Consider the following 19,822-nt stretch of genomic DNA (forward strand, 5'->3'; position numbering starts at 1 on the left):
TCAATGATGAGCAGGGCCGAGGCCGATTCGATGGCCGGGGTGAAATTGACGGCCCAGACGCCGCTGGCCTGGAAGTTGAACGTGGCCCGAGATATGGCCGCGGTGGCCTTCTGACTCAGGGTGACCGTCTTGGCCGAGGTGTCCACGCCGGTGATGGTCGTGCCCGAGGGGATGATCGTGGCGTTGGTGACGCAGGTGACGATCTGGCCGGGAGCGAGCTGGGGCACCAGGCCGGCGTCCATGTTGCGGATGACGTTCAAGCTGTCGGCCTGGATGTCGCCGGGTCCGCCAGCCGCCGGAATGGACACGTTGTACTTGCCTTTCAGTCCGAACAGGCCAGTTCCCTTGTTCAGACCGTCCAGGGCGTTCTGCATGTCCCCGGCCGAGATGCTCCAGGATAAGGCATTGGTCGTGTCCCCGCTTTGCCCGTCCTGGAGGGTGAAGGTCCCGCCGCTCGGCCCGCCGTTGTTCCCGCCGGCCATGAAGGCGTTGTAGTAAGCCCACATGTCCTTGGCGATGGTCTCGTCGGTCTGGAACTTGCCCGGGGTCCAGGTCACGGCCGCATTGGCCAGGCTTTGGGCCCGGGGGTCGCCGAAATTCAGGGTCGTCCCATAGGCCTTGACCGTGGGGTTGGGCAAACCGCCATTGAAGGTGTAGTACTGGGACTGGGTGGCCTGGGTGTAGGGCACGAACTCGAAGTCGATCTCGTTCCAGCGCCAGTTCTGGGCCACGTCGGGCAGGTTCTTGGTCGCTGGCTCGTTGGCGTAGAGCCAGAAGGTGGAGCAGACCGGGGCGTCCGCGGCCTGGAACTCGCAGACGAACATGCCGTAGCCGAAGGAGCGGTTGGTGACCATCTGGGCCGAGAGATAGTCCCCGTAGCGGTCGTACTTGGGCAGGGGACAGGCCTCTTCCTCGAGACCGAACGAGGATGAACTGGATTGTTCGTTGCAGCCTGACGACAGCAGAATGCTGGCCAGGGCGAGACTGACGAGTATCGCCCGGAGGCTCCATTGGGCCATTATTTTTGGATACTTCGAGTCCACGGGATCTCCTCAAACGGGTTCGCGTTTGGCTTCAGGGTGTCAGGGCCGGGGTTTTTGAATCATTCATGCAATCCGGATTTTTTCAAGGCCGAAAACCTCATCGGTCGCAGCTCGTTCCCCAATCGCATTTTCCCGAAGACCATGGATAGGGACAGGGATAGGCCGTTGGCCCGGGAACCGTGCTCTGGTCCATGGAATTGTAGTCACAATTACCGGTCGGGCAGAGCTGCTGGCAGTACCAGATCGCTCCGGCCAGGTAGTCTGGAATGGGTATCTGGCGAGTCCGGGCAAGAGAGCCGCCACCCTGCCCGTCAAAGGTCGTTGTCCCGTAGACAAAGGCCTGTTCCGGGGACATGCCCCGGTGCTTGAGGAGATACGAGGTGGCTACCTCGCCGGTGCGATCGGCTCCGGCCGAACAATGGAAGTAGATGACATAGGGGTTGTTCCCGGTTTCTTCGGTCATCAAGGTTGAAATCCAGTCGACCAAGCCTCCGAGATCGCTTTGTTCGGCGCCGGCAGCGAACGGCCGCATATACCACCAGCGGAATTGGCCGGTGACCGTGGAATTGGTGTTCTTGGGCGAGGGCAAGGGAAGGAAACTATCAGCCGGAACGGTGGCGTTGGACGGCGGGACCGTTCCATTGCCCCCGAAAAATCTGTACTCGGCCATGAGCATTGGTCCTTCGCCGGTGTCGTTGATCAGACTGATGTCCACGAAGCGAAATGTGCTCGGAAACGTAGATTTATCGCTGAGTTGGGTCTTGTACAGATTCATGAGGGTGGCCATGAGATTGTCGTAGTCGAAGTGATAATTTCCCTGGCTGTCCGTCACGCATGGCTCAGAACCTCGAAAGAGAAGGTTGCCGTTTTTCTGGTCCAAGAGATAGGCTCGTGGGTAGCTGCTGATGGAGGTGTCGTTGGGCACGCACCCCGGACCGAAACGCCGGTTCGTGGGCGAAGCGGGCATGACCTTTCGGGCCAGGCAGATGTCGAGAGTGTCGGCGTCGGGGCCATCACAGGGTGCGGCATAGTCCCATCCCTCGTCTGTGACCTGGACGACTGCGGGGAAAGGCACCTTGAAAAAGGCGTTTTCGACAACGACCTTCCAGATCGATCCGTTGGGCAGAACCAGACATTGGGGTACGGTGCCATTGACCGTAGTTCCCTTGGGGCAGACATTGGTGCCGTTCTCTTCGCAGGAGTAAAAAGTTATCAGTGTGTCGTCATAGAATGTCTGGTTCTGGTCCGGCGCAAAATAGGGACATTGATGGGCCGGGGCGATAAAAAAACAATTGGCCGTTTCCGGCTGCTGGCTGCAGGCACAGGTCGAGGGCTGGCCGCAGGAGGCGTTCGTGCCGGTGACGTCGGTATGACTGAAATCAGTATCCCTGATGTTGGCCCCTTGAAGATTGGTGTTGGACAAGTCGGAGTAGGACAGATCGGCCCCGGACAGGTCAGAGCAGCTCAGATCGGCCCCGGACAGGTTGTGGAACCGGAAATCGGTTCCGGCCATGTTCTGATTCGGGCAGTCATAGCCGATAACGGTCGTTTGTCCCGGACGGATGAACAGGGCTCGATTCGTTTCCCTGATCGCTCCATGCTCGATATCAAAGACATGTACGCCGGCCTCGAGGTCGACCGTCGCCCTGGGAGCAGTCTTGCTGAGAGAAAACAACCGTTCTCCACTTGGAGCGACCAGGGAAACGGAAATCTCCTGGCCGTCGGGAAGAACAAGGCTGAACTCCCGATCCACGGACCGGGCGAATCGATAGGGGATGAGATCTTGGCCAACACCGCCGGTATCGCCTTCCAGCGGGCCGGTATGTTCCGGGTGCTCCAGAAAAACAGCCACGACATGGTCCTCGCTGGCGGCCAGATCAGTGTCGGCGGCCAACTGGCGTTCATGGAGAAAACGCATGTGGTTCCTTGATGAACTTCCGCTTTCGTTGCAGCCGAACACTCCCAGAACGCTCAACAGAACCAAAAGAAGGACCTTTTTCATTTCCGCCTCCAGCTTGAAGGGATACCAGAATTGACAACGATTATTGTAATCCCTGCCGACGGTCAATGGGATTCTTTGGAAAATGGGAGAAAGTCTTCCGCAAGACAGGGCAACGCACCTTGGCAAGGCTTCATGCCCCCTTCGAGGCCGTCTTTCCTGGTGACAAGGGCCTTGCCAGGCCGAACTTTCGAACCCGGTAGCCCATCTGACGAGGTGTAATGCCAAGCAAGGTCGCCGCCCGGCTCTGGATCCATCCCGCTCGATCCAAGGCGGCCAGGACTTCGGCCCGTTCGACCTCGGCCAGGGTCGTGCCCGCCCGGGATCGGGTCTCCGGGACGACTGAACCGGCCTCGACATCCCGGCTCCTCTTGAGCAGGGCGTCGATGGCTCCTCCATCGATTCGTTCCTGCTCGGCCATGATTGCCAAACGCTCGACGAGGTTTTCCATTTCCCGAACATTGCCGGGCCAATGATGGTTCACCAGGGATTGAAGCGCCTCCGGGGTCAGGCTCAGGGTTCGAGCATAGTCCTGGGCCGCCTTGTTCAGAAAGTAGTTGAGCAAACCGGGAACGTCCTCCCGGCGCTCGCGCAATGGCGGGACTGTGATGGGAAAAACGCTCAGACGATAGTAGAGGTCGGCCCGGAACTCGCTACGACCCGATAGGTTATGAAGATCGCGGTTGGTGGCGGCTATGACCCGGACATCGACGGTTCTGGTCCGATTGGAGCCCAGCCGCTCGAATTCTCGTTCCTGGAGCACCCTGAGGAACTTGGCCTGGACGGACAAAGGCAGGTCCCCGATCTCGTCCAAGAAGATGGTCCCCCCGTCGGCGTCCTCAAAACGTCCGGCCCTCGTTCCCGAGGCCCCGGTGAATGCTCCCCGTTCGTAGCCGAACAGTTCGCTCTCCAGGAGGTTCTCGGGGATGGAGGCGCAGTTGACCTTGACGAAGGGCCTGGTCTTGCGGTCCGATATTTCATGGATGGTCCTGGCGATGAGGGTCTTGCCGACCCCGGACTCGCCCAGAAGAAGGACCGTGGCCTTGGTCGAAGCCACCCGCTCCATCTGTCGCTGGACTTCCTGCATAGACTGTGACCTGCCCACCAGAAATGGCCCCTTCCCCCCCCGGACCAGCTGACTTCGAAGCTGGACGTTTTCGGCCCGCAGATGTTCCTCCCGGCGCCGGACCTTTTCATTCAGACTGATGAATTGGGCCACAAGAGTGGCCACAACCGAGAGAAACTCCATGTCCTCGGCCACGTCCACATCGTCCAAAAACAGCCGATCCACGTGCAGGACTCCAATGGGCTCACCATTGACCAGAATGGGCACCCCGAGAAAGGAAATCCGGTCCTTGCGGACCCGTCGGGCCCCGGTTCGGTCCAAGAACAGGGGCTCCCGGCTGACGTCCGGAACATAGTAGGGTTTGCCGGTCTCGAAGATCCGTCCGGTGACGCCCTCGCCCAACCGATAGACCCCTCGGCGCTTCTCCTCCGGACTCAGACCATGGGAGGCACAGATATTCAAGAGGCCGGTGGCTGGGTCGTAAAGGGTCACGGCCGCCCGCTGCATGGCCAGCTGCCCGGACAGGATGCGCAGGACGTCTGACAGGCTCTCCTCCAGGTCAAGGGCCCGGTCGATGACCTGGCATACGGCCACCAGGGCGGTCAGCTTGAGGCGGTGGACGGAGGTTGGCATCTCCTGGAAGAAGCAAGAACGATACCTGATTTTTGATAAAATTCGGTATTTTTTTCCTGAAAACGATAGTTTTCTGAACCGAAAATGACAAAATGAAAAAAAAAGTGAAAAGTGATGAACAAAAACGTTCATGGACCCGCCGTCGTCGGACTTTGATCCCATCCTTGAGTTCTGCTTGTCCGGGGCGTAAGAACCTTGGATAAAGTTCGTCCCCAACCGGAGATCCACATGCCAGGCATACGAAAGAGCCTCCTTCAACTCATCTTTTCCGGCTCGTCCATGCGTCGCTGGAACGACAAGCTCCGACCCATCCCTCTTGTGGAAGTGGACAAGCAGGCCCACAAGATGATCGTGGCCTGGGTCCTTTTCCAGCTCAACTCCCGGGGCATGACCGACGACCAAAAGCTCAACCTGGGCCGGGAAATCGTCGAGGGTGGCATCTTCGAGTACCTCTACCGTCTGGTCATCACCGACATCAAGCCGCCCATCTTCTACCAGATCCGGGCCAACCCGGCCCATTACGCCCAATTGACGGACTGGGTCCTCGAACAGCTCCAGCCTCGGCTTCAGCCCCTTGGCCAGGGTTTCTGGTCCCGCATGACGGAGTACGTCCAAAACCCCGACGAGGGCACGACCCTGGGCCGAAGGATCCTGGCCGCGGCCCATATGTTCGCCAGCCGCTGGGAATTCCACCTCATCCGGGACCTAAACAATCAGGACGAGGAGATGGAGGACATCGAGAACAATTTCCGGGAGGGCCTGTCCCGTCACCTGGACCTGTCCGGCATGGACGAACTCATGCGGGCCCCGGACTCGCCCTTGGGCCGGTTCGCCCACCTCTGCGGCCAGCTCCGGTTCCAACAGCGCTGGTCCCAGACGCCCCGCATCCCCGAGACCTCGGTCCTTGGACACATGTTCATCGTGGCCTGCTTCGCCTACTTCTTCACCATGACCATCAAAGGCTGCCGGGCCAGGCTCCAGAACAACTTCTTTGCCGGACTCTTCCACGACGTCCCGGAACTGCTCACCAGAGACATCATCTCCCCGGTCAAGCGTTCGGTCCAGCGCATCGGCGATCTGATCAAAGAGTACGAGAACCGGGAACTCAAGCGCCGCATTTTCACGCTTTTGACCGAAGGCGGGTACGAGCTTCTGGTCGAACGGTTGGAATACTATCTGGGTGTGGCCTGCGGCTCGGAATTCTCCGACACCATCTGCGTGGACGGAAAGGGTGGAGAGGTCAACCCGGCCCAGCTCGACCAGGACTATAACCAGGACCGCTTCGACCCCAAGGACGGGCGCCTTCTCAAGGTCTGCGACAATCTGGCCGCCTTTCTCGAGGCCTACAACGCCTCCAGAAACGGCATCTCCAACGACGATCTTCAGCAGGCCCAGTGGAAGATCCGAAGCCTCTACCAGCATACCGAACTGGGCAACGGTCTGCACATCGGAGCCCTGCTGGCCGATTTCGACTGATTTTCCGGGCCCCCGGGCCCAAGACTCTTAGAGAACGGTACTGTGCTCAAAAACCCTTCAAGGAGGTTATCCATGCTCCTGCGCAAAAGAGCCTGGGACATCATGCGCGAAGAATACCCCTCAGTCAGGGATGACGCGTCCATCTCCCAGGTCATCCAGGCCCTCGAGGGCGGCCGGAAAAATTCGTCTGATTTGAACTTCGTCGTCGTCTTCGACCGGTCCGGGGCCTTCAAGGGCGTCGTGTCCATGTGGAACATCATCCAGTCCATCGGCCCCTGTCTCCTCTCGGGGCTCGGACTCCTGGAAAAGGAGGTCAACTGGGACCAGGCCTTTCATCGGGCCTGCCGGACCTGCGCCCAGGTGGACCTTGGCGAATACCTTCAACGTGACGTCCCGGTGGTCAAACCCAACGACCCCTTGGCTAGAATTCTGGAAATTTTCCTCGGCTATCGTCGTGGTCGTGCAGTAGTCGAGGAGGGAGGAAAAATCATCGGCATTGTCGTTCTTGCCGATCTCTACCGGGAAATTGGCCTTGCCTTAGACCAGTCCTGAGCCCGAAAACAAGACGGGGGAACCGGATACGCCGGTTCCCCCCGTCTTCATTGAGACTCCAGGCCTCCGTACGTCAATCCTTCCGGCCCCCATCGCAGACCAGGGGCCAAATCTCGTCGATATTCTCGATAGTCCGAACCTCGATCTTTCGGCGCAGGTCGCCCGGAATTTCCTTGAAGTCATTCTCGTTCTTGGCCGGGATGAGCACCCGGCGAACTCCGGCCGAGACTGCGGCCAGAATTTTCTCCTTGATCCCGCCTACAGGCAGGACCCGTCCCCGCAGGGTGATCTCTCCGGTCATGGCCACGTCGTTGCAGACCGGAGTGTTGGTCAAGGCCGAGAGCAAAGCCGTGACCATGGTCACCCCGGCCGATGGGCCGTCCTTGGGCGTGGCCCCGGCCGGCACGTGGACGTGGATGTCCAGCTTTTCGGTAAAATCGCTCTCCAGGCCGAGCTTCTGAGCCCTGGCCCGAGCGTAGCTCAGGGCCGCCTGGGCGCTCTCCTTCATGACCTCGCCCAATTGTCCGGTCAGGATGAGCTTTCCCTTGCCGGGCATGGTCGTCACTTCCACGTAGAGGGTCTCGCCCCCGAACGGAGTCCAGGCAAGTCCCAGAGCCACCCCCGGAGGCAATTCGTTGTCTCGCTCCTCCCCCATGTGCTTGGGCAGGCCTAGGAGCTTCCGAACCATCTGGGGAGTGATCCGAAATGGCCCATTTTCTCCCTCGGCCACACGTCGGGCCAGCTTTCGACAGACGCTGCCGATCTCCCGTTCCAGGTTTCGCAGGCCCGCTTCCCGGGTGTAGTCCTGAATGATCTTGGAGATGACCGCATCGCTGATCTGGACGTCGGGCTCGGTCAGACCGTTTTCCTTGACCTGCCGGGGCAGGATATAACGCCTGGCGATCTTGACCTTTTCCTGCTCCGTGTATCCGGTGATTCGGATGATCTCCATCCGGTCCCGCAGGGCCTGGGGGATGGTGTCCAGCATGTTGGCCGTGCAGATGAACATGACCTTGGACAGATCGAAAGGCACGTTCAGATAGTGGTCGGTGAAGGTATTGTTCTGCTCGGGGTCCAGGACCTCCAGCAGGGCCGAGGACGGGTCCCCCCGGAAATCGCTGCCCACCTTGTCGATTTCGTCCAGCATGAAGACCGGGTTTCTGGTTCCGGCATCCTTGATGCTCTGGATGATCCGGCCGGGCATGGATCCGATGTAGGTCCGGCGATGGCCTCGGATCTCGGCCTCGTCACGCATCCCGCCCAAAGACATCCGCACAAATTTGCGGTTCAGTGACCGGGCGATGGATCGCCCCAAGGAAGTCTTGCCCACACCGGGAGGTCCGACGAAGCAGAGAATGGGGCCCTTCATCTCCGGATTAAGCTTGCGTACACTCAGATATTCGAGAATCCGTTCCTTGACCTTTTCCAGATCGTAGTGGTCCTCGTTGAGGATCTTTTCGGCTGCCTTGATGTCCAGGCGGTCCTTGGACATTTTCTTCCATGGCAGGTCCGTCAGCCACTCAATGTAGGTCCGGATGACCGTGGCCTCGGAGGACTCGGGATGCATGCTCTCCAGTCGTTTGAGCTGCTTCGTGGCCTCTTCCATGACCTTTTTGGGCAGTCCGGCCTTCTTCAGAGCCTTGTGCAGCCCCTCGAACTCCTCCCCGCCCTCGTCCTGGTCGCCAAGTTCCTTCCGGATGGCCTTCATCTGTTCTCGGAGAAAAAATTCCCTCTGGGCCTTGTCCATGCCTTCACGGGCCATGCTCTGGATCTTGGCCTGCATGGAGGCCACTTCGACTTCCTTGGCCAGCTGCTCGTTGACCAGAGACAAACGCTCCAGCGGATCCTCGCACTCCAGAATCCGCTGGGCGTCCTGAGGCTTCATCCGCAAATTTGAGGCCACCAGATCGGCCAGACGCCCGTGCTCCTGGACACCGTTCAACACGGACATGATTTCGGTCGTGTCTATCCCTCGCAGGCTGAGAATCTTCTCGCTCTGCTCCCTGACCGCCCGCAAGAGAGCCTCCTGCTCCGGACCGGCCTCGCCGCCGGTCTCGCGCTCCTCAATGACTTCAATCTCGGCCTCGTCAAAGGGCTCGTCCTGGACGAAGTCCTTGACCCGGGCCCGGGTCAGCCCCTGGACCAGGACCTTCAGCCGGCCGTCGGGCATCTTGAGCATCCGCATGATCATGGCCACCGTACCCACCCGATAGAGGTCGTCGGGTCCGGGCTCGTCCACCTGTTCGTCTTTTTGAGTGCAAATGAGGATATAGCGGTTTCGGTTCAAGGCCGCGTCCACGGCCAAGACGCTCTTGTCCCGCCCCACAAACAAGGGCAGAATCATATAGTTGAAAACCACGATGTCCCTCACCGGAAGGACTGGGATTCGATTCGGGAGGTCCAGTTCCGGACGCCCTCCACCCTGGTCCTCGACCACGGGTTCCGGGCCTCGGTTGTCTTCCTCCTGTGGTGTCGGGGTCAGGATATTCTCGTCGCTCATAGTCGGTCTCCGTTGATGTATGTGAAAGGACCGGGTCGAACCTAGGGCATTCGTCCCTGTTCCCGATACGAATAATAGCCGGAATCGGACACAATGATATGATCCAAAATCCGGATGTCCAGCTTTGAAGCCGCATCTTGTATTTTTGCCGTCAAATCGTCGTCCTGCTTGGACGGCTGGAGATTTCCTCCGGGATGGTTGTGAACCAGAATGACGCCCCCGGCCTGGCGTTCCAAAACCAGGGCCAAAATTTCCCTGGGATAGACCGGGGCCTGATCCACGGTGCCTCGGCTGATGCGTACAAAATCCATGAACCGGTTTCTGTTGTCCACAAGGATCGTCCAGAACTCTTCCACGGCCGAATGGGCAAGCCTGGCCGCCGCAAAGCGGGCCACCTCGTCAGGGCAGGAGAAGACCTCGCGGTCACGAACAAATCCCCGGAGCTCCCGGCACCGGCACTCCTGCAACAGACTCAAAAAGGTGGCCACGCCAGAGCCGACTCCGTCCATCCGCTCCAGATCGGCCGGTCTGGCGGACATAATTCCAGCCACGGATCCGAAGTGCTCGAGCATGTTCTTGGCCAGAGGCTTGGTGTCCCGGCGAGGAATGGCATAGCCCAAGAGAAGTTCGAGGACCTCATAATCGGCCAAAAGGTCCGGAGCCTTTCTGAAGCGATCCCTGAGGCGTTGCCTATGCCCTGCGGCGTGATTCGTCGTGTCCATGGAAAATCCTGCTGCGTCCTGGCCCGAGAGGTCAGGACCGGGCATTGAACAGACCCATGATCCCCTGCGCCAAAAATTCCAAGGCCTGATCCGGGACCATGGCCCCTGTCTTGATCCCCCGCTCCGCAGCCAGGGCCAGAGGCCAAATCTTGGCCAAACCGGTCAGGCCGATCTGTCTGGCCGCAGCCTCCTTTTCCTTCCGTACGAAGGGCGGCAGGCGAACGGCGTCCCCGTCCCCGGACAGAAGCTGCCACATGGTCCTGGCCTCCCAGACCAGAAGTCCGCTGAACTGAAGCGCGTACCCGTCGTCATCGGCCCGAGCCAGAACATGAGCCCAGGCTGCGGAACGTTCCCTCGGATTTCGGAGGGTGCGCAGAAAGGCGAAGATGTCAATATCGGCCTTGAATCCTATGCCGTCCAGATCCTCCATGCCCAGGTCACGTCGGGACCCGAGCAGGAGCTCCAGCTTTTCCAGCTCCCGCTTCAGACCGGACTGGTCCACGGGTAGCGATCCGGCCAGGGCATCCAAAACCCCAGGACCTGGAGAAAGGCCCAGAGAACCGGCCCACTCTCTGATCCGGGCCCGAACGGCCTGGACTGTCAGTCCTGGAGAACGCCAAACCCATTTCCTGGTTTCGGCCACGGTCCAGTACGGAGTTGAGGTCAATGCCTTGGACAGATTCGGACCCTTGGCCTTCCAGGGGCCCTCAAGACAGAAGAGGGGGAAGATGGATGGCTTTTTAGAGGCCAGGACCGGGGTCAACCTGGGCCAGAACCCGTCGTCGAGTTCGTGGGCCCGCCTTAAAACCACGGCCCGTCCGCCGCCCATGAGATCCGGAACCGAGAGGGCCGTCCAAAAGCTCTGGGGCAAGGGCTCGTCGCCCCAATGGACCTGGATTCTCCACGCTGACCCGTCAGGGGCCGTTCCACAGCGTTCCAAGGCAGCCCGGACCTCGTCCCGGATCATCTCGGGGTCCGGACAGACGCAGAACATGAAACCCGGTCTGATCGTGGTCACGAGGCTCCTCCGGAAACGGTTGGAACCAGCGGGCGGATCGGCGCCGGTCCCCGTGGGCTAGAAGGTCTGCTGTAGGCCGTCGGCCAGACGCTCGGCCGCCAGGTCCACGGCCTTGTGCCCAGCCTCGCGTTCGTCGTCCCCGGTAAAGGACTCCTGGACGACGACCTCCCCCGAGGTCCAGATCACGTGTCCGCTAACCGCGTCGACCATTTCGGCGGTCAGAATCAGGGTCACGGATCTCCGCACGGTCTTGTCGTCGCGCCCCTTGAAACTGGATCCGGCCGAATAGCCCCTTATGGTCACTCGCATCAATGTTTCGGCCTCTTCCCGGGGCACCCATCGGACCTCACCTCTCCGGGTGAACTCGTCCCGGATCTCGGAACGAAGGGCCGGTTCCAGCCAGGCCTCGGTGGTCGGGTCGGTGACCCGATCCAGATAGAGAAGCCGATGGTTTCCGGGCAGGACAATGGGGCTGGTGGAGCTGAAATGATAGCCGCACCCGGCCAGAACTGCCAGGATCAGGATCGCCGGAATGAAACGCTTAGGAAACGACCACATTGACCAATTTTCCCGGGATGACCACCACCTTCCGGACGGTCTTACCCTCGATATGCCTGCGGACGTTGTCCTCGGCCAAAGCCGCCCGTTCGGCCTCCTCCTTGCTCACGCAGGACGGCAGGGAAACCTTGCCCCTCAAACGCCCGTTGACCTGGACCACGACCAAATCCTCGTCCTGGATCAAGGCCGCCGGATCATGTTCGGGCCACAGCTGGTGGCTGACGAATCCCTCGTATCCCATCCGGGTCCAGAGTTCCTCGCAGACGTGAGGGGTGATGGGGGCCATGAGGACCAGCGTCGTGGTCACGGCCGAAGATATGAGTTTCCGGCCTTGGTCGCTGTCTTTGAGTTCATCCTTCAACCGGTAGAGAGTATTGACCAACTCCATGACCGCTGAAATGGCCGTGTTGAACTGGAAACTGTGCTCAATATCCGAAGTCACTTTGCGGACCGTCTCATGCTCCTTGAACAGAAGCTCCCGCTCCGAGGTGGACATGGTGTCCCGGTCAAAAGGCCTAACCGGGCCCTGTGCTTCAAGGACATCCTCCAGCTCGTCCACCAGACGCCACACTCTGTTCAGGAACCGGCTGCATCCCTCGACCCCCTTGTCGTTCCACTCCAGATCCTTTTCCGGCGGAGCCGCAAACAGGCAGAAAAGCCGGGTCGTGTCCGCGCCGTAGGTTTCGATCATGGCGTCGGGGTCGACGACGTTGCCCTTGGACTTGGACATCTTGGACCCGTCCTTGAGGACCATTCCCTGGGTCAGGAGATGCTCGAAGGGTTCGTCCAGGTCCATGTACCCGAGATCCCGCAGAGCCTTGACGAAGAATCGTGAGTACATGAGGTGCAGGATGGCGTGCTCGATGCCGCCGATGTACTGGTCCACCGGCATCCAGTACCTGAGTGCCTCGGGGTCGAACGGCCGGGTCTCGTCCCTTGGAGTGGTGTACCGGGCGAAGTACCAGGAAGACTCCATGAAGGTATCCATGGTGTCTGTTTCCCTCCGAGCCACCTCACCGCATCTGGGGCAGCGGCAGGCCGTGAAGACCTCTGTCTCCGGAAGAGGGGATCGGCCGTCCTCCCGGGTCCTGACGTCCAGGGGTAGCTCCACCGGCAGTTCGTCCATGGGCACCGGCACGATGCCGCAACTCGGGCAATACACCACCGGAATGGGGGCACCCCAATAGCGCTGTCGGGATATGTTCCAATCACGAAGGCGGTAGTTGACCGTTCTCTTCCCTTGCTCGGCGGCTTCCAGAAACTGGGCGATCTGCTCTTTGGCCGTTTCGTTGTCCAGTCCGTCGAACGCTTCGGAGTTCACCAGCACGCCGGGACCGGCATATGCCTCGGCCATGCCGCCAGGATCGAGGTCCGGACCCTCGGGCTGGATGACCACCCGCATGGGAAGGCCATAGGACCTAGCGAATTCGAAGTCCCTCTGGTCGTGGGCCGGAACGGCCATGACCGCTCCAGTGCCGTAGCCCATAAGCACGAAGTTGGCCAGATAGATGGGCATCTTTGCCTTGGTCACCGGGTTGATGCAGTATCGGCCGGTGAAAACTCCCTCCTTTTCCAGGCGGTCTGTTGAGCGATCGATGGCGTCCATGGCCGTGACCTTGGCCACGAAGCGATCCACGGTCTCGGCCTCGGGCCGCCCCCGGACGAGCTCGGAAACCATGGGATGCTCGGCGGCCAAGCTCATGAACGTCGCTCCGAACAAGGTATCCTGCCTGGTGGTGAATACCCGGATGACCAGGTCAGAGTCCTCAACCGGGAAATTGATCTCCATGCCCTGGCTGCGGCCGATCCAGTTCCGCTGCATGGTCAAAACCCTCTCGGGCCAGCCCTTGGCCAGGGGTTCCAGCCAGTCCAGCAATTCGTCGGCATAGGCCGTGATCTTCAGGAACCATTGCTCCAAATCCTTCTGGACCACCACCGAGTCGCATCGCCAGCATTGCCCTTCCTCGACCTGCTCGTTGGCCAGGACCGTATGGCATGAAGGGCACCAGTTCACCGGTGATTTTTTTCGGTAGACGAGCCCCTTGTTCAGGAGTTCGATGAAAAAACGCTGTTCCCAGCGATAATAGCCCGAATGGCAGGTGGCGATCTCCCGGCCCCAATCGTAGGAATAGCCCAACCGTTTGAGCTGCCGCCGCATGGTGGCTATGTTCTCATAAGTCCATTTGGCCGGGTGGGTGCCATGCTTGATGGCCGCGTTCTCGGCCGGAAGGCCAAAGGCGTCCCAGCCCATGGGATGCAAGACGTTGAAGCCGCGCATGCTCTTGTATCTGGCCACCACGTCGCCGATGGAATAGTTACGGACATGGCCCATATGAATCCGGCCCGAGGGGTACGGAAACATCTCCAGGACATAGTACTTGGGTTTTTCCGGGTCGGTATCGACCCGGAAGGCCTGCCCGGCCGCCCACTTCTCCTGCCACCCCGTTTCGATGGCCTTGAAATCGTAATGTCGTGTCATAAGTTCCCCTTCCGTCGAAACATGGCCTTTCCCGGCAATAGCCTCTTCAGGAATCCTGGCTTGGAGGAGCGTTCGTGTTCGAGCAAATGCATACGGTTTTCCTCGGACTCCAAATCGTGTTGCGGATCGATGTGTACATGTCCGAAGGTTTTCATCCAGTCCCTGACCACATGTTCGAGAGTCGAGCGCAGATCCCCGACCTGGATGAAGACGACGCTCTCGGCCTCATACCAGGCCCAGAAGGATCGACCGAAGGTCTCCAAGCACGACTTATGGCTCCCGGCCTGAGCCCGTTTCAGGGAGTCCGTGTCCAGAGCCCAGTTGTTCCATCCCAGGCCCTTCAGGACCGCCGCCAATTCCGGAGCCCAAATCTCGGCCCCCACCAGAGGGGGAATCCTGGCCTCCAGTACCGTATAATGACGACGATTCCGCTCCCAGGCCCGAAGCCCGTGATGAAGCCCGGTTCCGGTCTCCGGTCCCTCTTGAAACAGGATCCAAGAGCATCCCGGAGGCAGGGACTCGATCCGACGGACAAAACCGATCCGGACCATGTCACAGAGACCGAGCCACAGCGTCCAGGATGCCGTTAACGAAGACCCCGGAATTGCCGTCACCGAAGTCCTTGGCCAGCTCCACAGCCTCGTTGATGGAGACCCGGGACGGAATATCCGGCAGAAACATCATCTCGAACATGGAAATCCGAAGGATGGTCAGCTCAAGCTTGGCGATCCGATTAATCTTCCAGTTCTGCGAATGTCTGCTGATGGCCTGATCGATACGTTCCCGCTCCCGGTCGACGCCTTGGACAAGCAGCCAGGCTAGGGGAAGCTCCTCCGGGTCCCAGCCGTTTTCGGCTGCGAAATGCTCGAAGGTCCGCCCAAGGGTTTTCTCCTCGGCACCGAGCTGGGAGAAGTGCCCGGAAAAAAGCACCTGCAGTGCGAACTCCCTCTGCCTATGCCGCGATACCGGCCGTCTGCCCTCATCAATCATGCAAGCTGCTCGAGGACCCGCACCGTCTCCAGGGTTGCTGCCGCGGCTTCGACGCCCTTGTTTCCGGCTTTGCTCCCGGCACGCTCGATGGCCTGCTCCAAGGTGTCGGTGGTTAGCACCCCGAACCCGATGGGAACTCCGGTCTCCATGGTCACATGAGCCAAACCCTTGGCCGCCTCGGCTGCCACGAAATCGAAATGCGGCGTTGCCCCACGGATAACAGCCCCCAGACAGACCACTCCGTGGAATTTCCCGCTTTGGGCCATCTTCTTGGCCACCAGAGGCATCTCGAAGGCCCCCGGAACCCTGACCAATGTCAGGTTGTCGCGCTCCAATCCGTGCCGGACCAAGTAGTCCACGGCCCCACCGATCAGGCGGTCGACGATGAAATCGTTGAAACGGCTGGCCACAATGGCGAACGTGAGCCCGCCAGCGTCGAGCCTGCCCTCGATGGTCTTGATGTGCAGCATTGACGCCTCCCGTTGATCGTTAGCGTGCGCCCGAAGCCTGGGCCATTTTTCGCATCTCCAGCATGTGCCCCAGCTTCTCCTTCTTGGTCCGCAGATAGGGCTCGTTCTCCTCGCAGGACACAATCTCCAGCGGAACCCGTTCCACGACTTCCAGACCGTATCCCTCGACCCCGACGATCTTCTTGGGATTGTTGGTCATCAGCCGCATTTTGCTCACCCCGAGATTGACCAGGATCTGAGCCCCGATGCCGTAGTCGCGCAGATCAGGGGCGAATCCCAGTTCAAGGTTGGCCTCGACCGTGTCCCGGCCCTTGTCCTGCAATGCGTAGGCCCGGATCTTGTTTCCCAGGCCGATACCCCGGCCTTCCTGACGCATATACAGGACGACCCCCCGGCCTTCTTGCTCGACCATCTGCATGGCCGCCTTGAGCTGGTTGCCGCAATCGCAGCGCAGGGACCCGAGAACATCCCCGGTCAGGCATTGGCTATGCACGCGAACAAGAACAGGCTCATCGGGCTCGATCTCGCCCTTTATCAGGGCCAAATGGGTGTAGTCGTCGATCTCGCTCTCGAAAGCGATGGCCCGAAACTCACCGAAGCAGGTAGGCAAACGGGCCTCGGCCACCCTGTAGACCAGGGAGTCGAACTTGGACCGATAGCGGATGAGGTCTTCCACAGTGGCAATCTTGATTCCATGTTTTTCGGCGAACACCTCTAGATCGGGCATCCGGGCCATGTTGCCGTCCTCGCGCATGACCTCGCAGATGACCCCGGCCGGCTTCATTCCGGCCAGCCGGGCCATATCGACACTGCCCTCTGTCTGGCCGGCCCGGACCAGAACCCCGCCCTTGCGGGCCCGAAGGGGAAAAATGTGCCCGGGTGTGGCCAGATCCTCGGGTTTGGCTCCATCCTGAACGGCCGTCAGGATGGTCGTGGCCCGGTCATAGGCCGATATGCCGGTGGTCACTCCCTGGACAGCCTCGATGGACACCGTGAAGTTCGTCCCAAACCGGGATGTGTTGGACCGGGTCATGAGCGGCAGCTGAAGTTCGTCGACCATTTCCGGGGCCATGGCCAGACAGATGAGCCCCCGCCCGTGGGTGGCCATGAAGTTGATGATCTCCGGGGTGACCTTTTCCGCGGCCACGGTCAGGTCGCCCTCGTTCTCCCGTTCCTCGTCGTCCACCAGGATGATCATCCGACCCTGGCGCAATTCCTCCAGCGCTTCTTCCACAGTGCATTTAGGCATGATGTCCTCAATTCGTTCTCGGCCCAGGTATCAGAAACCGTGCCGCCGGAGAAAATCGACGGTCATCCCGCCGCTCTCGGCCGCATCCTTGGTCCAGGGCCGGACCATACGCTCGACGTATTTGCCGATGATATCCGTTTCCATGTTCACCGAACGGCCCGTGCGCCACTCGGCGATGGTTGTCTCCCGCCAGGTGGAGGGAATGATGTTCACCTCCAGATAATCCTCGCCGCAGTCGTTTACGGTCAGGCTGACCCCGTCCAGGGCAACCGAGCCCTTGGCAATGATCTGCCGGCCATACTCAGGAGGGAAGGTTAGCCGAAAGATTCTCGACTGGCCGCTGGGCCTCGTCTCCGACACCCGGGCCATGCAGTCCACATGCCCCGTGACCAAATGCCCACCCAGGCGATCGCCCAGGGCCAGGGCCTTCTCCAGATTGACTGAACCACCAGCCCGAAGCTGGCCGATATTGGTCCGCCCGAGGGTTTCCTTCGAGGCGTAGGCCGTGAATCGGTCCCGCTCCAGGGCCTCCACCGTCAGGCATGCTCCGTTGACGGCGATGCTTTCCCCGAGGACAAAAGGACCCATGTCAAACAAGGGAACCACTGTCAGCCGCGAATCCCCGCTTCGGCCGTCGATCCGGTCAACCCTGCCAAGCCCTTGAATCAAGCCCGTAAACATGGTCGGTTCCCGTTGACTGGCGAAAGTCGGATCAGGAGGTCATCGCCCAGAGTCTCCAGCCTGGTGCGACAAAATCCGACGGCCTGGTCGAGACCCAGGGCCGTTCGGCCCGAAAATGCTGCCACTGCCCCATCATCCCCCAAAATTTTCATGGCCAGGAAGTACCACAACTCGTCAACCAATCCCTGATCAGCGAGGCTTCCGGCCAGTCCGCCACCGCCCTCGCAAAGGACCCGATAGGCCCCGACATCCCTGCGCAGACGGGTCATGAGCCCGGCCAGTCCGGAACAACCGGGTGAATCCGCCCAGACCCGGCACCCGGCAGACTCCAGAACCCGGGCCCGGGCGCACTCGGCCACATCTTCCCTGGTCCAGAAAATCGTCGCTCCGGGACGTTCCCGGGTCAGAAAAAACCTGTCGGGATTCTCGGGCAAATTCCCGGTGACCACCACGGCCCAAGGCTGAGACCCTCCATAACCCGTTTTGCGGACCGTCAACCGGGGGTTGTCGCTCCGGAACGTGGTTCCGCCGACCATGACCGCCTGGACCGTGGCCCTCAGGGACTGGACCCGCTCGTGGGATTCGGGCCCGCTGACCGCCTCGGGTCTCCGGGATCGGGTAGCGATCCGTCCATCCAGGGTCGCCGCTAGTTTGAGAATGACAAAAGCCCGGTCCGTCCGCTGAAGATGCACGAACTCCCGGATCGTTTCCTCGCATTCCTCGGCAAGGCACCCGACCTCGACCTCCACCCCCTGGGACCGAAGAAAATCGGCACCTCCTCCGGCCACGGAGTTGGGATCGGACACCCCGACGACCACCTTGGAAATCCCGGCATCCAGGATGGCCCGGGTGCACGGCGGGGTCTTGCCTTGGTGGTTGCATGGCTCCAAGGTGACCACCAGGGTGCATCGACTTGGATCCACCCCGTTTTTCCGGGCATCGGCAATGGCCTCGACCTCGGCATGCGGACCTCCGAAAAAACTGTGCCAGCCTTCCGCGGCCACCCGGTCGTCCTCCACCAGCACCGCCCCGACGCAGGGGTTCGGAGCCGTCGCCCCCCGGCCTCGTTCAGCCAGTTCCAGGGCCCGGCGCATCCACTCGGTCTTCATGATCCGGGCGGAGCCCCGAAGGGCAACAGTTCGTAGCCGACCGCGGCCTCGTCCAACATCGCGCAGGCCAGCTCGTCCGGATAGCCCTCAGCAAAAAAGATGTGCGTGAATCGGCAGTTGATGAGCATCTTAGTGCAGATTAGGCAGGGCTGGGTCGTGCAGTAGAGCTCGGCTCCGGCAATGCCTACCCCGTGCAGGGCGGCCTGGACGATGACGTTCTGCTCGGCGTGCAGGGCCCGGCAGAGTTCGTGACGCTGCCCTGAGGGAATCCCCAACTTTTCCCGCATGCAACCGATCTCCAGGCAATGGGCCAAACCGGCCGGGGCCCCGTTGTACCCGGTGGCCAGGATACGCCGGTCCTTGACCGCCACCGCCCCGACTTTGCGGCGCAGGCAGGTCGAACGCTGGGCCACCATATAGGCAATACCCATGAAATACATGGGCCACGGCAGACGGTCATCCTTCACGAGTATCGCACCTGTTCGGAGGAGAGTCTCCGGTTGCCGTCGCTACCAGGCGAACAAGGGGAACTGTCGGGCAAAGGTTCGGACCTCGTCCCGAATCTGCTTCAGGCGTGACTTGTTCTCAAGGCTTTCCAATCCGGCCACAATCCAGACGGCCACCCGCTCCATGTCTTGTTCCTTCATTCCCCTGGTGGTCAAGGCCGGAGTCCCGAGCCGGATGCCCGAGGTCACGAACGGGGACTTGGTCTCGAAGGGCACGGTATTCTTATTGACCGTGATTCCAGCCTCGTCCAGACCGAGCTGGGCATCCTTGCCCGTGATGTCCTTGTTGCTCAGATCGACCAGGAGGAGGTGGTTGTCGGTCCCCCCCGAGACCAGCTCGAACCCGGCGTCGACCAGAGCTCGGGCCAAGGCCGCAGCGTTAGCCACCACTTGCTTTTGGTATTCGGTAAATGCCGGGCTGAGGGCTTCACCCAAGGCCACTGCCTTGGCAGCGATGACATGCATCAGCGGCCCTCCCTGGATTCCTGGAAAAATCTGGGAATTGAGAATCTTCCCGAACTCTTCATCGCCGAGAATCATCCCTCCGCGGGGTCCGCGCAGGGTCTTGTGGGTCGTGGTGGTGACGAACTGGGCCTTGCCGACTGGGGTCGGATGCAGGCCGGTGGCCACCAGCCCGGCAATGTGGGCCATGTCCACCATGAGCTTGGCTCCGACCTCGTCAGCGATGGTCCGGAAGCGGTCGAAATCTATGATCCGCGGATAGGCACTGGCGCCGGCCACGATCAGGTCCGGCCTGTGCTCCCTGGCCAG

The 19,822-nt window shown here is 60.6% G+C and carries 18 protein-coding genes; 2 read left to right on the top strand and 16 right to left on the bottom strand.

Going from position 1 to position 19,822, the window contains the following annotated elements; all coding sequences use genetic code 11:
• From EOM25_06790 to nifA, 3 genes are all read right to left on the bottom strand, one after another.
• Positions 1 to 1,043 (bottom strand): hypothetical protein (locus EOM25_06790; GenBank protein ID NCC24890.1); only part of this gene is annotated, 1,043 nt, incomplete at its 3' end.
• Between the two features lie 97 nt (positions 1,044 to 1,140).
• On the bottom strand, positions 1,141 to 2,556 hold the full coding sequence (locus EOM25_06795; protein NCC24891.1) for a hypothetical protein: 1,416 nt from the start codon (positions 2,554 to 2,556) through the stop codon (positions 1,141 to 1,143).
• 619 nt (positions 2,557 to 3,175) lie between these two features.
• Positions 3,176 to 4,741: a nif-specific transcriptional activator NifA gene (gene nifA, locus EOM25_06800; protein NCC24892.1), complete on the bottom strand. Its 1,566-nt coding sequence runs from the start codon at positions 4,739 to 4,741 to the stop codon at positions 3,176 to 3,178.
• Between the two features lie 228 nt (positions 4,742 to 4,969).
• Between nifA and EOM25_06805 the strand changes: the two genes are divergently transcribed.
• Both EOM25_06805 and EOM25_06810 read left to right on the top strand, forming a co-directional pair.
• Positions 4,970 to 6,217 carry an HD domain-containing protein gene (locus EOM25_06805; GenBank protein ID NCC24893.1) on the top strand — a complete coding sequence of 416 codons (1,248 nt, stop codon included), beginning with the start codon at positions 4,970 to 4,972 and terminating at the stop codon, positions 6,215 to 6,217.
• 72 nt (positions 6,218 to 6,289) lie between these two features.
• Positions 6,290 to 6,769 (top strand): CBS domain-containing protein, encoded by a 480-nt coding sequence (locus EOM25_06810; GenBank protein NCC24894.1) that lies wholly within the window; start codon positions 6,290 to 6,292, stop codon positions 6,767 to 6,769.
• A 73-nt stretch (positions 6,770 to 6,842) separates the two neighbouring features.
• Here EOM25_06810 and lon read toward each other — a convergent pair whose 3' ends face one another.
• The 13 genes from lon to EOM25_06875 all read right to left on the bottom strand — a co-directional run.
• Entirely contained in the window at positions 6,843 to 9,269 is a 2,427-nt protein-coding gene (lon, locus tag EOM25_06815) for an endopeptidase La (protein NCC24895.1), read from the bottom strand.
• Positions 9,270 to 9,310: 41 nt separating this feature from the next.
• Complete coding sequence (radC, locus tag EOM25_06820; protein ID NCC24896.1) at positions 9,311 to 9,991, bottom strand: DNA repair protein RadC; 681 nt, start codon at positions 9,989 to 9,991, stop codon at positions 9,311 to 9,313.
• Positions 9,992 to 10,022: 31 nt separating this feature from the next.
• Positions 10,023 to 11,009, bottom strand: a complete 987-nt coding sequence (locus tag EOM25_06825; protein NCC24897.1) for a DNA polymerase III subunit delta — start codon at positions 11,007 to 11,009, stop codon at positions 10,023 to 10,025.
• Between the two features lie 57 nt (positions 11,010 to 11,066).
• Positions 11,067 to 11,567, bottom strand: coding sequence for a hypothetical protein (locus EOM25_06830; GenBank protein NCC24898.1), 501 nt, complete (start codon positions 11,565 to 11,567; stop codon positions 11,067 to 11,069).
• Complete coding sequence (locus EOM25_06835) at positions 11,551 to 14,046, bottom strand: leucine--tRNA ligase (protein NCC24899.1); 2,496 nt, start codon at positions 14,044 to 14,046, stop codon at positions 11,551 to 11,553. The genes EOM25_06830 and EOM25_06835 overlap by 17 nt, the downstream gene beginning before the upstream one ends.
• A complete protein-coding gene (locus EOM25_06840; protein ID NCC24900.1) occupies positions 14,043 to 14,597 on the bottom strand; it encodes a hypothetical protein in 555 nt (184 codons plus the stop codon). Before EOM25_06840 ends, EOM25_06835 begins: the two co-directional genes overlap by 4 nt.
• Before the next feature lies 1 nt (position 14,598).
• Positions 14,599 to 15,036: a transcription antitermination factor NusB gene (gene nusB, locus EOM25_06845; protein NCC24901.1), complete on the bottom strand. Its 438-nt coding sequence runs from the start codon at positions 15,034 to 15,036 to the stop codon at positions 14,599 to 14,601.
• Complete coding sequence (locus EOM25_06850) at positions 15,033 to 15,506, bottom strand: 6,7-dimethyl-8-ribityllumazine synthase (GenBank protein NCC24902.1); 474 nt, start codon at positions 15,504 to 15,506, stop codon at positions 15,033 to 15,035. The genes nusB and EOM25_06850 overlap by 4 nt, the downstream gene beginning before the upstream one ends.
• Positions 15,507 to 15,525: 19 nt before the next feature.
• Positions 15,526 to 16,755 (bottom strand): bifunctional 3,4-dihydroxy-2-butanone-4-phosphate synthase/GTP cyclohydrolase II, encoded by a 1,230-nt coding sequence (locus EOM25_06855; protein ID NCC24903.1) that lies wholly within the window; start codon positions 16,753 to 16,755, stop codon positions 15,526 to 15,528.
• Positions 16,756 to 16,785: 30 nt separating this feature from the next.
• Positions 16,786 to 17,436, bottom strand: a complete 651-nt coding sequence (locus EOM25_06860; protein ID NCC24904.1) for a riboflavin synthase — start codon at positions 17,434 to 17,436, stop codon at positions 16,786 to 16,788.
• Positions 17,421 to 18,530 carry a bifunctional diaminohydroxyphosphoribosylaminopyrimidine deaminase/5-amino-6-(5-phosphoribosylamino)uracil reductase RibD gene (gene ribD, locus EOM25_06865; protein ID NCC24905.1) on the bottom strand — a complete coding sequence of 370 codons (1,110 nt, stop codon included), beginning with the start codon at positions 18,528 to 18,530 and terminating at the stop codon, positions 17,421 to 17,423. The genes EOM25_06860 and ribD overlap by 16 nt, the downstream gene beginning before the upstream one ends.
• An 11-nt stretch (positions 18,531 to 18,541) precedes the next feature.
• Positions 18,542 to 18,985, bottom strand: a complete 444-nt coding sequence (locus EOM25_06870; protein NCC24906.1) for a cytidine deaminase — start codon at positions 18,983 to 18,985, stop codon at positions 18,542 to 18,544.
• Between the two features lie 69 nt (positions 18,986 to 19,054).
• Positions 19,055 to 19,822: serine hydroxymethyltransferase (locus EOM25_06875; protein NCC24907.1), on the bottom strand; the 768-nt coding region annotated here is incomplete at its 5' end.

Source organism: Deltaproteobacteria bacterium (assembly GCA_009929795.1).
In the GTDB taxonomy this organism is placed as follows: Bacteria; Desulfobacterota; Desulfovibrionia; order Desulfovibrionales; family Desulfomicrobiaceae; genus RZZR01.